Below are 11,659 nucleotides of genomic sequence, written 5' to 3'. Positions count from 1 at the left end.
ACGCGCTGCGTGATCGTAGCGCGCTGCGTTTCTACCGTAGCGGCGGCGGCTGACCCTCGGCTGCCTGCTCCTCGCGCACCCAGGCGGCGAATGCCTGGATACGCGGATCCGCGGCGCGCTCCTCCGGATAGACCAGGTAATAGGCAAACTGGACGGGCAGCGTGAGCGCCGGGAAGGGCTCGATCAGGCGGCCTTCGGCGATGTCGCGACTCACCCAGGGGCGTTTGGCCAGCGCCACGCCCAGCCCGTCCATGGCCGCGTCGATCACCAGATGGCTGGGCCAGAAGGAGGGCCCGCGCGAGGTGTCGATATCGCTCACGCCGGCGTGTTCGAGCCAGGTGGCCCAGTCGGGATTGCTCACGTCATCGTAGGTGCTGTCGTCGTGCAGCAGCGTGTGATGCCGCAGGTCCTCCACGGTCGCGAGCGGGGTGCCGCTCGTCAGCAGGGCAGGGCTGCACACCGGGGTGACGGCCACCGTCAGGCATGGCTCCGCACGCAGGCCGGGATAGTCGCCGCGCCCGTAGCGCACCTCGAGATCGACATCGTCACGCGCGAAATCGGACATGTGCTTCGAGGTCGACACGCGCAGATCGATATCAGGATGCCGCGTCATGAAGCGTTTCATGCGCGGGATGAGCCATTTCATCGCGAACGTGGGCGGCAGGTTGAGCTTGAGCGCCGGCACCTGGCGCTCGCGCTGCACGCGATAGGTGGCCTGCACCAGCTGCCGGAACGCCTCCTGCACGCCGGGCAGGTAGGCCTTGCCCGCGCTCGTGAGAATCAGCGACTTGGTGTCCCGCACGAACAAGGGAATGCCGAGGTTGTCCTCCAGCACCTTGATCTGATGGCTTACCGCCGACGGCGTCACGCACAGCTCTTCGGCTGCGCGGGTGAAGCTCAGGTGCCGCGCCGCGACCTCGAAGGCGCGCAGCGGATTGAGCGGCGGAATGGGACGGGGCATGGGGGCGCCGCGCGCGGATCAGAGCAGGATGAAGCCCGCGATCACCGCCACGATCAGCAGGTACTTGGTCGCCTTGTAGACCGTGCGGTTCCAGGCCTTGAACTTCTTGCGCTTCTGGTCGATGGTCCAGTGCAGGTGCGTGAGCTTATTGATGGCACCGGTCTGGTCGCCGGCATCGTTGGGCGAGCTCGCGGCCGACATCACCTTGCGGCCGAACCAGCGGTTGAACGCCTCGGCCCAGCGCCACTTGAGCGGACGCTCGACGTCGCAGAAGAGGATGATGCGGTTGGCCTCGGAGCGATTGTGCGCTTCGTGCACGTAGGTTTCGTCGAACACCACGCTTTCGCCGTCGCGCCAGCTGTAGTCGTCGCCGTCCACGCGGATGAAGCAGCGGTCGTCGTTGGGCGTGACCAGACCCAGGTGGTAGCGCAGCGAGCCCGCGAACGGATCGCGGTGGGCGTTGAGCTTGCCGCCCGGCGGCAGCTCGGCGAACATCGCCGCCTTGACCTTGGGCAGGCTCTTCAGGATGGCCACGGTCTTGGGGCAGAGCTCTTCCGCCGAGGGATGGCGGGCGTCGTACCACTTCAGATAAAAGCGTTTCCAGCCGTACTTGAAAAACGAGTTGAAGCCGATGTCGTCGTGGCGCTCGGCGGCCTTGATGCGGCGCAGCTCGGCCATCTGGAGCGCTTCGGCGCGGATCACTTCCCAGTTGTCGTCCAGCACCTGCAGCTCGGGGATCTCGCGCGAGGTGAGGTAGGGCGTGGTCGGCACGCGCGAGCACAACACCATGAAGGCGTTGATCGGGGCCAGCAGCACGGAGTGATCAAGAAACTGACGCGACAGGGACAGGCGCACGCGTCCGCGGAAGTGCGCGAACAGAATGGCGGCCAGCCAGATGCCAGGGATCAACCATTTCATTATGGGGACGTATCTACTCGGTGAATTAGCCGCCATTTTAGCTCGCCCACCCCCGGGGTGCGACTGGGTACAATCGCGTCCATGTCCGAAGCCGTATCCAATCCGCCCCCATTTGTACACCTGCGCGTCCACTCCGAGTTCTCGGTCGTGGACGGCATCGTGCGTATTTCCGACCTCATCAAGCGCGTCGCCAAGCTGGGCCAGCCCGCCGTCGCCTTGACCGATCTGTCGAATATTTTTGGCCTGATCAAGTTCTACAAGGGCGCGCGCGGCGCCGGCATCAAGCCCATCGCGGGCTGCGATGTGTGGATCACCAACGACGACGATCGCGAGAAGCCGTTTCGCGTGCTGCTGCTGGTGCGTAACCACCAGGGCTACCTGAATCTGTGCGAGCTGCTCACGCAGTCGTTCCTGAAGAATCAGTACAAGGGGCGCGCCGAGGTGCGCCGCGAGTGGCTGCAGGGCCAGGACGGCCTGATCGTGCTGTCCGGCGCCCGGGCGGGCGATGTCGGGCAGGCGCTCGAGGCGGGAAATGCCGTCACCGCGCTGGCGCTCGCGCGCCAGTGGGCGCTGATGTTCCCCAACGCCTATTACATCGAGCTGCAGCGCGCCGGTTTCGACGGCGACGAAGCCTACACGCAGGCGGCCCTGCGGCTGGCGGCCGAGGCCGGCCTGCCCGTCGTGGCGACGCACCCGGTGCAGTTCCTCGACCGTGAAGAGTTCCAGGCGCACGAAGCCCGGGTGTGTATCGCCGAGGGCGAGATCCTGGCCAACCCGCGCCGCGTCAAGCGCTTCACGCAGCAGCAGTATCTCGCCACGTCCGAAGAAATGGCCGAGCGCTACGCCGACGTGCCGTCGGCCCTGGCCAATACGGTCGAGATCGCGCGCCGCTGCAACCTCTCGCTGGTGCTGGGCAAGCCGCGCCTGCCCAACTTCCCCACGCCCGAGGGCGTGACGCTCGACGACTACCTGATCCAGCTCTCGGAAGAGGGGCTCGAAAAGCGCCTCGAGTTTCTGTTTCCGGACGTCGCCGAGCGCGATGCCAAGCGTCAGCAGTATTACGACCGGCTGCGCTGGGAGTGCAAGACCATCATCCAGATGGGCTTCCCCGGCTACTTCCTGATCGTGCAGGACTTCATCAACTGGGGCAAGAACAACGGCGTGCCCGTGGGGCCTGGCCGGGGCTCGGGCGCCGGCTCGCTGGTCGCCTATGCCCTGGGCATTACCGACCTCGACCCCATCCGCTATGACTTGCTGTTCGAGCGCTTCCTGAATCCGGAGCGGGTGTCCATGCCCGACTTCGATATCGACTTCTGCCAGGACAACCGCGAACGCGTCATCGATTACGTCAAGGAAAAGTACGGCCGCGCGGCCGTGAGCCAGATTGCCACCTTCGGTACCTTGGGCGCCAAGGCCGTCGTGCGGGACGCCGGCCGCGTGCTCGATATGCCGTACATGTTCTGCGATGGGCTGTCCAAGCTCATTCCGTTCAATCCGGCCGATCCCTGGTCGCTCGAGCGCACCCTGAAAGACGAACCCGCCTTCAAGGAACGCTACGACCAGGAAGAAGAGGTGCGCGCGCTGGTCGACCTGGCGCAGCCGCTCGAAGGGCTTACCCGCAATATCGGCATGCACGCCGGCGGCGTGCTCATCGCGCCCGGCAAGCTCACCGACTTCTGCCCGCTGTATTGCCAGCCGGGCCAGGAAAACAGCGCGGTCTCGCAGTTCGACAAAGACGACGTCGAGGCCGCGGGCCTGGTCAAGTTCGACTTCCTGGGCCTGCGCAACCTCACCATTCTCGACTGGGCGGTGCGCTACGTGCGCCAGTTCAACCCCGAGAAGCGCGATTTCGACGTGATGGCGCTGGAGCTGGACGATCCCGCCGCCTACAAGGTGCTGTGCGACGCCAACACCACCGCGGTGTTCCAGCTCGAATCGCGCGGCATGAAAGAGCTGCTCAAGAAGCTGCGGCCGAACACGTTCGAAGACGTGATCGCCGTGCTGGCGCTGTATCGTCCGGGCCCGCTGGAGTCGGGCATGGTCGACGACTTCGTGAATCGTAAGCACGGGCGCGCCGCGGTCGACTACTTCCACGGCGATCTGGAGGCGACCCTCAAGAGCACGTACGGGGTCATCGTCTACCAAGAGCAGGTGATGCTGATCTCGCAGATCTTCGGCGGCTACTCGCTCGGGGGCGCCGATCTGCTGCGCCGCGCGATGGGCAAGAAGAAGGCCGAAGAGATGGCCAAGCACCGCGAGCTGTTCCAGCAGGGTGCCATGGAGAAGGGCCACGATCCCGATTTGGCCGTCAAGCTCTTCGACCTGATGGAGAAGTTCGCGGGCTACGGCTTCAACAAGTCGCACTCGGCCGCGTACGCGCTCATCTCCTACCAGACCGCCTGGCTCAAGGCCTATCACCCGGCCGAGTTCCTGGCCGCGACCCTGTCGTCCGATATGGACGACACCGACAAGGTCCAGACCTTCTGCCGCGACGCCAAGGACAACGGCGTCGAGGTGCTGCCGCCCGACGTCAACTACTCGGGCTATCGCTTCGCGCCGGTCGAAGACGCCTACACCGCCAAGGGCAAGCCGCCGCGCACCATGCGCTACGGCCTGGGTGCGGTCAAGGGCACGGGGCAGGGCGCGGTCGAAGAGATCCTGCGCGCACGCGAAGAGGGTGGTCCGTTCCTCAACCTGTTCGATTTCTGCCGTCGCGTCAGCAAACATGCGGTCAACCGCCGCACGGTCGAAGCCTTGATCCGTGCGGGGGCGTTCGACACCATCGAGCCCAACCGCGCCGCCATGCTGGCGTCGGTGCCCACCGCCATGGAAGCGGCCGAGCAGGCCGCCCGCAGCGCCAACCAGGCCTCGCTGTTCGGCGACGACAGCGGCGATGTGGTGGCGGGCGAGCTGGCCAAGGTCGCGCCCTGGAATCTGCACCAGCGCCTCACCGAAGAAAAGTCGGCCCTGGGTTACTACTTCAGCGGTCACCTGTTCGACCACTGGCGCGACGAAGTCCGGCGCATCGTGCCCATGCAGCTCGCGCGCGTCGAACCGCAGCGCGATCTTCAGTGGATGTGCGGCGTGCTGGCCGCCGTGCGCGTCATGATGACCCGCCGCGGCAAGATGGTGTTCGCCGTGCTCGACGACGGCACCGCCCAGGTCGAGATTTCGGTCTTCAACGAGCTCTACGAAAAGCATCGCAATCGTCTGCGCGAAGACCAGCTGCTCATCGTGCAGGGCAAGGTCAGCAACGACGAGTATTCCGGCGGCATGCGCATCGTGGCCGACCAGCTCTACGACCTGCAGCTCGCTCGCGAAGCGCGGGCCCGCTCGCTGCGGATCAGCCTCAACGGGCAGGCCGATGCCGCCCGTCTGCGTCAGATGCTCAATCCGTTCCGCGCCGAGCCCGAGAATGGCGTGCCTGGCGTGCCCGTCGACGTGGTCTACCGCAAGGACAACTTCCTGTGCACGGTCCGCCTCGGCGAAGAGTGGCGGGTGCGCATGGCCGACACCCTGCTCGAAAACCTGGCCGCCTGGGCCAAGCCGGACGGCGTCGAGGTAACTTACTGATGTTTCGTCCTTTGCGTATTGTTCATTCGGAAGCCGCAACGGGCTTCGGCGGTCAGGAAGGCCGCATCTTCAAAGAAATGCTGGCCATGCGTGAGCGCGGCCACCACATGGAGGCGATCGTCCAACCCGACGCGCCGCTGGGCCAACGCCTCAAGGCCGAAAACTTCGTCGTGCACGAAGTGCCGATGAATGGCCCGGTCAACTATGTGCGCGGCGTGGCCCGGATGACGCGCCTGCTGCGTGAGCGCAACTACGACGTGCTCAACACGCACAGCCGGCGTGACACGGTCATCGCGGCCGCCGCGGCGCGTTTTGCCCGCACGCCGCTGATCGTGCGGACCCGTCACCTGGCCAACAAGGTCGGGTCGATGTGGTCGTACACCTGGCTGCCCCACCGTGTGCTGACCGTGAGCGATCACGTCCGCGAATACCTGATCACGCGGGGCGTGCCGCGCGAGCGCGTCGCGACCGCGTATTCGCCGATCATTCTGCCGCCGCCCATCGAGCAATCGACCCTGCGCGGCGAGCTGTCGCTGGCCGACACCGATATCGTGGTGGGCTGCGTGGCCGTGATGCGCGCGCTCAAGGGTCACCGCACCCTGATCGACGCCATGCTTCCGCTGATCGCCGAGCACGACAACCTCCACCTGGTGTTCGTGGGCGGTGGCTCGCCGGTGTTCGAGCGGACGCAGGCCTACATCGCCGAGCTCGGGCTGCAGTCGCGCATTCACCTCATGGGCGTGCGCCGCGACGTGCCCAACCTGCTCGCGGGCTTCGATATTTTTGCCTTGGCGACCGAGCAGGAAGCGTCGGGCACCGTGTACGTCGAGGCCGAGGCCATGGGCCTGCCGGTCATCGGGACGCGCGTGGGTGGCGTGGCCGAAATGATGCGTGAAGGCGAGACGGGCCTGCTCGTCCCGCCCCGGGACGCGCCCGCGCTCACGGCCGCCTTGCGCCGCCTGATCGACGATCCCGAGCTGCGCCGTACGATGGGGCAGGCTGGTTATCGCATGATCCGCGACGAAGGCGTGTTCTCGACCGAGCGCCTCGCCTTGACGACCGAAACGCAGTACCTGCGCTGGCTCGCCGAGCTGGGTCACGGGGGGGCCGTTCATGGCTGACGCATCGCCGCGCGACAGTGCACCCAACGTGCCGGTACTCATGTACCACCACGTCACCCCCGAAGGCGGCATGATCAATGCCACGCCCGACGTCTTCGAAGCGCAGATCGCGAGCCTGGCCGCGGCGGGCTATCACGCCCTGTCCTGTGCCGAATTCGAGGCCTACCTCGACGGTGCGCCGGTACCGCCGAAGTCGGTGCTGATCACGTTCGACGACGGCTATCTCGACAACTGGGTCTATGCCCATCCCGTGCTCGAGCGTCATGGCATGCGCGCGGTACTGTTCCTTATCACGGGCTGGATCGGCGATGGCCCGGTGCGTCCGCATGCCGGACAGCAGGGCGCCACGCTGCCCGCCACGCCCGACCACGACGCCTCGAAGCGCCTCGTCGCGGCGGGCCAGGCCGACCAGTGCATGCTGCGCTGGAGCGAAATCGACGCCATGCGCGCCGCCGGCACCTTCGAGTTTCACTCGCATACGCACACCCACACGCGCTGGGACAAGGAATGCAAGGGCGACACGCAGGCCAAGCGCCGGCATGTCGACGAAGAGCTCGCGCAGTCGCGCGCCACCCTGACCGAACGCCTGGGCGAGGTCAGCAGTCATCTGTGCTGGCCGCAGGGGTATTTCGACGCCGATTACGTCGAGGCGGCGCGCGAGGCGGGCTTTCGCCACCTCTACACGACCGATCCGTTCGGCCAGAACCGCCCCGGCACGGATCCCGGGCATATCTACCGCTTTGCCGTACGCAATCGCGCCGGCGGTTGGCTGCGCCGCCGTATCTGGCTGTCGCGTCATCCCGTGATCGGCCCGTACTTCCATGCCTGGAAGGCATGGCGCAAGCGCGCAAGGAACCGCAAATGACGCTCTCCGTCATCATCATCACCAAAAACGAGTCCGCGAATATCCTGGCCTGCCTGGAGTCGGTCGCCTTCGCCGATGAGTTCATCGTGGTCGATTCTGGCAGCACCGACAACACGGTCGAGCTGGCGCGCGACTTCGGCGCCCGCGTCGAGATCACACCCGACTGGCCCGGCTTCGGTCCGCAGAAAAACCGCGCGCTCGATCTGGCGACCGGCGACTGGGTGTTCTCGATCGACGCCGACGAGCGCGTCCCGCCCGAACTGGCGGCCGAGATCCAGGCGGTCATGGCCAACCCCTCGGCCGACACCTTCGAGGTGGCGCGCCTGTCGGATTTCTGCGGCCGTTTCATCCGCCACAGCGGCTGGTGGCCCGATTACGTGCTGCGCCTCTGGAAGCGCGGCTCGGCCCGCTTCAACGACGCGGCGGTCCATGAGCGCGTCGTGCCGCAACACGGTGGCCCCGCGCGCCTCAAGGGTCACCTCGTGCATTACCCCTATAACAACTTCGAAGCCCTCATCAACAAGGTCAACCGCTATTCGTCCGACGCGGCGGCCATGATGCACGCGCGCGGCAAGCGCGCCACGATTTTTTCGGCGCTGGGCCACAGCTTCTGGACCTTCGTGCGCATCTACCTGATCCGGCGCGGCTTTCTCGATGGCAAGCACGGTCTCGTGCTCGCGGTCACCGCCGCCTCCGGCAGCTTCTACCGCTACGCGAAGTTGATGTTCCTGACCGACCAGCGCAAGTGAAGATCCTCTATACCAACTTTCACCCGCGCAATGGCGGGGGCCACGTCACGTATGTGATCAACCTCGCGCGCGCGCTGGCGCCTCACCACGAGATTTTCGTCGCGTCGCCCGGCACGAGCCGCCTGCATCGTTACGCGGCCGAGATCCCCGGCGTGCGGGTCGAGCCGATGGATTACCCCTCGCGCGTGTCGCGCTGGCCGGGCCCGGTGGCGCAGATGCGCGCGCTGATCAAGCGCGAGCAGTTCGACGTGATCCATTGCAATGGATCCTCCGACCACCGCCAGGTCATGGTGGCGATGCTGGGCCTGCGCAAGCGGCCGCGCGTCGTCTTCACCAAGCACAACGACCACTCGCTCAAGAGCCTGGGCAATGCCGTGCGGGCCAGGCTGGCGACGGACCACGTCATTGCCGTGAGCAATTACGTGCGCGAACTGGTGATGGACTCGCCCTATGGCGTGCTGCCGGTCTCGACGGTGCATCACGGCATCGACACCGACTACTACGCGCCGCCGCCCGCGGCCGACGTCGAGCGTCTGCGCGAGACCTGTTTCGGCGCGGGCTGGCGCGGCAAGCTGCTGTTGGGCAGCGCCGGCGGCACCGATCTCGCCAAGGGCTGGCTCGACCTGGTCGAGGCGGCGGGCATCCTGCCCCAGTCCCTGCGCGAGCAGGTTCTGATCATGGTCGCGGGCGATCCGCCCAACGAGGCCAAGCTGGCGCGCGTGCGCGCCGCCGGCATGGAAGGGCAGGTGTTCTTCCCCGGTCTGCTCGACGACGTCCGGCCCGCGCTGGCCGCCTGCGATGTGGGTTTCGTCCTGTCTTATCGCGAAGCGCTGTCGTTCGCCGCGCGCGAAATGATGTCGATCGGCCTGCCCGTGCTGGCCAGCGATGCGGGCGGCCTGCCCGAAAACATCGAGCCTGGCGTCGACGGCTGGGTCGTGCCGGCGCGCGACGTGACGCGCATCGCCGAGGTGCTGCACACGCTTCTGGCCGACCGCGGCCTGCCCGAGCGGATGGGCCGGACCGCGCGGGCAAAGGCTCTGCGCGAATTCAACCTGCCGGACTTCGCCGCGGCGACCATGCAGGTCTACCACGCCGCCCTGGCACGCTGAACGCGGCGGCCCGCCGGTGGCGACCGCTGGTGTGGCGGATCCGCCGGGTACGGCCGATCCGCCGTTGCGGCCCGTCGATGCTGCGACGGCGCTACAAATAGCGCCTGTTCGCCCCCTGACTCGTCATATTGAAACGTGAGCCCCTCATATAATGAGGGTCTTTGCAGGCATGCCTGCGGCGCGCGCGCTGGGTCGCGTTCGCCGTTCTTCCGGATCCCGATCGCGCATGAGTTCCATCCCCATCCTGATGTATCACCAGATCGGCCAGCCCAACCCGCGCGGCACGCCGTTTCGCGGATTGACGGTGCATCCGGCGAGCTTTCGCCGCCAGATGACCTGGATGCGCCGGCTCGGCTATCGCGGCCTGTCGATGCGCGACCTGATGCCCTATCTGCGCAACGAGAAGCAGGGCAAGGTATTCGGCATCACCTTCGACGACGGCTATCGCAATGTGCTCGAGAACGCCGCGCCCGTGCTGCAGGAGTGCGGATTCACCGGGACCAATTATTTCGTGGCCAACCAGCTCGATGGTGGCAACGTCTGGGACACGGCGAAGGGCATTCCCTATTCCGGTCTGATGAGCGCCGATGAAATGCGCCAATGGCATGCGCTTGGCCAGGAAGTGGGCTCGCATACGCTCGACCACGTGCATCTGCCGCGCATCGCGCCCGACGAGGCCCGGCGTCAGATCCGCGACTCGAAAGACGCCCTCGAGCAGGTGCTCGGCGCGCCCGTCACCGCGTTCTGCTATCCCTACGGCGACAACAACCCCGAGCACCGCGACATGGCGCGCGAGGCCGGCTACGTCAACGCCACGCTGACCACCCGCGGGCTGGCCAGCGAACGCGACGATCCCTACGGCTTGCCCCGTGTCACGGTGGCACGCTCCACGCATCTGCTGCGCTTCCTGCAAAAGACCCTGACACGCTATGAAGACATCCGGCGGCGTTGACACGCGTTTGCGTATTGCGTTGCTGGTGGACCGCTTCGGCAACCGTTTCGGCGGCGCCGAAGCCTACGGCGTCGAGCTGGTCCGCCAACTCTCCGAGCGCCACGATGTCACCGTGATCGCGCGCGACTACGACAGCGACCTGCAGCTGCCCTACATGAAGGTGTGTCCGCCCTTCAAGCTGCCCAGCTGGATGCGGGTACTGAATTTTGCCTGGCGCGCCAGCCGGCTGACGCGCGGCGGCCGTTTCGACATCGTGCATTCGCACATGAACGGTTGGGCAGGGGATGTGCAGGTCATGCACGTCACCCCGGTGCGCTACAACCGGATCTGCGCGCTGCCCGCCTGGCGGCGTCCGTTCGTGTGGCTCAGCCCGCGCCTCGCCACCTATCTGCTGCTCGAGCGTGCACGCGTGCGGCCCCGCCCCGACAAGCGCGTGGTCGCCGTGTCGGCCCTGATCGTCGAGCAGATGCGCACGGCGTATGGCGATATCCCGCTCGCGACGATCGCGCCCGGGGTGCAGGTGTGCAAGCCGTTCGACGCCGACCGGCGCGTGGCGACGCGCGAGCGCCTGGGCTGCAAGCCCGGCGACGTGCTGTGTCTGCTGGTGGCGCGCAATCCCATGCGCAAAGGGCTGCCCACGCTGCTCGACGCGCTCGAGCGGCTTCCGGCCCGCTACCGGCTGCTGGTGGTGGGCGCGGATGCCCCCACCAAGGCTGCCGTCGCGCGCCGCGCCGTGGTGGGCAGCCGGATTTCGCTCGTCGATCCCACGCAGGACGTCGGGCAGTATTACGAAGCGGCCGATCTCTATACCCACCCCACGCTCAACGACAGCTTCGGCATGGCGCCGCTCGAAGCCATGTCGCATCACCTGCCGGTCGTCATCAGCGCCTCGGGGTATTGCGGCTTTGCCTGCTATCTCACGCACGCCCAGGATGCCCTGATCCTCAAAGACCCGCGCGACGCGCGCGAGCTGGCCGATGCCATCAGTCTGATCGGAGAAGACGAGGGCCTGCGCCGTCAGCTGATCGCGGGAGGTGACGCGGTCGCCTGCGCCCGCAGCTGGCAGTCGGTCACGGCCCAGTTCGAAGCGATATATCGCGAGATCGTCGCGCAGCGGCAGGCCGCAGGATCCTGAGCGATCCGGCGTGCGCCGGTTTCAGGGCGCCGTGGCCCGCTCGAGGTCGCCCAGCCAGTGCAGGGCATGGGCGCGCGACTCGCCACACATGGCGGCCGAGGGTTTCAGCCCGCCACAGACGGCCGGGCGGGCCGGGTCGCCGAAGATCCGGCAGCGCTCGTCGGCATCCAGTTGCACGCAGCGCACGCCCGCGGGCTTGCCCTGCGGCATGCCCGGAATCGGGCTCGAGATGGACGGCGCGGTGCAACAGGCCCCGCAGGCCGGACGGCATTGCAT

At 66.8% G+C, this 11,659-nt stretch carries 10 protein-coding genes; 7 read left to right on the top strand and 3 right to left on the bottom strand.

Annotated elements, in window-relative coordinates:
• Positions 1 to 31: 31 nt before the first annotated feature.
• The gene (locus CEK29_RS13655; RefSeq protein WP_094858439.1) at positions 32 to 961 is read right to left on the bottom strand and encodes a transcriptional regulator GcvA; all 930 of its coding nucleotides are present in this window, start codon (positions 959 to 961) and stop codon (positions 32 to 34) included.
• 18 nt (positions 962 to 979) lie between these two features.
• Positions 980 to 1,879, bottom strand: coding sequence for a lipid A hydroxylase LpxO (gene lpxO, locus CEK29_RS13650; RefSeq protein ID WP_094800845.1), 900 nt, complete (start codon positions 1,877 to 1,879; stop codon positions 980 to 982).
• Between the two features lie 81 nt (positions 1,880 to 1,960).
• Between lpxO and dnaE the strand changes: the two genes are divergently transcribed.
• From dnaE to CEK29_RS13615, 7 genes are all read left to right on the top strand, one after another.
• Complete coding sequence (dnaE, locus tag CEK29_RS13645) at positions 1,961 to 5,452, top strand: DNA polymerase III subunit alpha (RefSeq protein ID WP_094800843.1); 3,492 nt, start codon at positions 1,961 to 1,963, stop codon at positions 5,450 to 5,452.
• Positions 5,452 to 6,573: a glycosyltransferase family 4 protein gene (locus tag CEK29_RS13640; protein WP_094858438.1), complete on the top strand. Its 1,122-nt coding sequence runs from the start codon at positions 5,452 to 5,454 to the stop codon at positions 6,571 to 6,573. Before dnaE ends, CEK29_RS13640 begins: the two co-directional genes overlap by 1 nt.
• Positions 6,566 to 7,438, top strand: a complete 873-nt coding sequence (locus CEK29_RS13635) for a polysaccharide deacetylase family protein (RefSeq protein WP_094858437.1) — start codon at positions 6,566 to 6,568, stop codon at positions 7,436 to 7,438. The genes CEK29_RS13640 and CEK29_RS13635 overlap by 8 nt, the downstream gene beginning before the upstream one ends.
• Positions 7,435 to 8,187 (top strand): glycosyltransferase family 2 protein, encoded by a 753-nt coding sequence (locus CEK29_RS13630; protein WP_094800837.1) that lies wholly within the window; start codon positions 7,435 to 7,437, stop codon positions 8,185 to 8,187. Before CEK29_RS13635 ends, CEK29_RS13630 begins: the two co-directional genes overlap by 4 nt.
• Positions 8,184 to 9,296 (top strand): glycosyltransferase family 4 protein, encoded by a 1,113-nt coding sequence (locus CEK29_RS13625; RefSeq protein WP_094858436.1) that lies wholly within the window; start codon positions 8,184 to 8,186, stop codon positions 9,294 to 9,296. Before CEK29_RS13630 ends, CEK29_RS13625 begins: the two co-directional genes overlap by 4 nt.
• Before the next feature lie 226 nt (positions 9,297 to 9,522).
• Positions 9,523 to 10,248: a polysaccharide deacetylase family protein gene (locus CEK29_RS13620; protein WP_255176157.1), complete on the top strand. Its 726-nt coding sequence runs from the start codon at positions 9,523 to 9,525 to the stop codon at positions 10,246 to 10,248.
• Positions 10,226 to 11,383 (top strand): glycosyltransferase family 4 protein, encoded by a 1,158-nt coding sequence (locus tag CEK29_RS13615; RefSeq protein WP_176456906.1) that lies wholly within the window; start codon positions 10,226 to 10,228, stop codon positions 11,381 to 11,383. The genes CEK29_RS13620 and CEK29_RS13615 overlap by 23 nt, the downstream gene beginning before the upstream one ends.
• A gap of 21 nt (positions 11,384 to 11,404) precedes the next feature.
• Here the strand turns inward: CEK29_RS13615 and CEK29_RS13610 are convergent, their stop codons facing one another.
• On the bottom strand, positions 11,405 to 11,659 hold the full coding sequence (locus CEK29_RS13610) for a YkgJ family cysteine cluster protein (RefSeq protein WP_094800833.1): 255 nt from the start codon (positions 11,657 to 11,659) through the stop codon (positions 11,405 to 11,407).

The organism is Bordetella genomosp. 5, assembly GCF_002261475.1.
Classification (GTDB): domain Bacteria; phylum Pseudomonadota; class Gammaproteobacteria; order Burkholderiales; family Burkholderiaceae_B; genus Bordetella.
Note: the sequence above shows the minus strand (reverse complement) of the source record. Positions and strands in the feature narration are given on the sequence as shown.

Coding starts and splice junctions, on each gene's coding strand:
- CEK29_RS13655 (WP_094858439.1), bottom strand. CDS start 961: ATGCCCCGTCCCATTCCGCCGCTCAATCCGCTGCGCGCCTTCGAGGTC.
- lpxO (WP_094800845.1), bottom strand. CDS start 1,879: ATGAAATGGTTGATCCCTGGCATCTGGCTGGCCGCCATTCTGTTCGCG.
- dnaE (WP_094800843.1), top strand. CDS start 1,961: ATGTCCGAAGCCGTATCCAATCCGCCCCCATTTGTACACCTGCGCGTC.
- CEK29_RS13640 (WP_094858438.1), top strand. CDS start 5,452: ATGTTTCGTCCTTTGCGTATTGTTCATTCGGAAGCCGCAACGGGCTTC.
- CEK29_RS13635 (WP_094858437.1), top strand. CDS start 6,566: ATGGCTGACGCATCGCCGCGCGACAGTGCACCCAACGTGCCGGTACTC.
- CEK29_RS13630 (WP_094800837.1), top strand. CDS start 7,435: ATGACGCTCTCCGTCATCATCATCACCAAAAACGAGTCCGCGAATATC.
- CEK29_RS13620 (WP_255176157.1), top strand. CDS start 9,523: ATGAGTTCCATCCCCATCCTGATGTATCACCAGATCGGCCAGCCCAAC.
- CEK29_RS13615 (WP_176456906.1), top strand. CDS start 10,226: ATGAAGACATCCGGCGGCGTTGACACGCGTTTGCGTATTGCGTTGCTG.
- CEK29_RS13610 (WP_094800833.1), bottom strand. CDS start 11,659: ATGCAATGCCGTCCGGCCTGCGGGGCCTGTTGCACCGCGCCGTCCATC.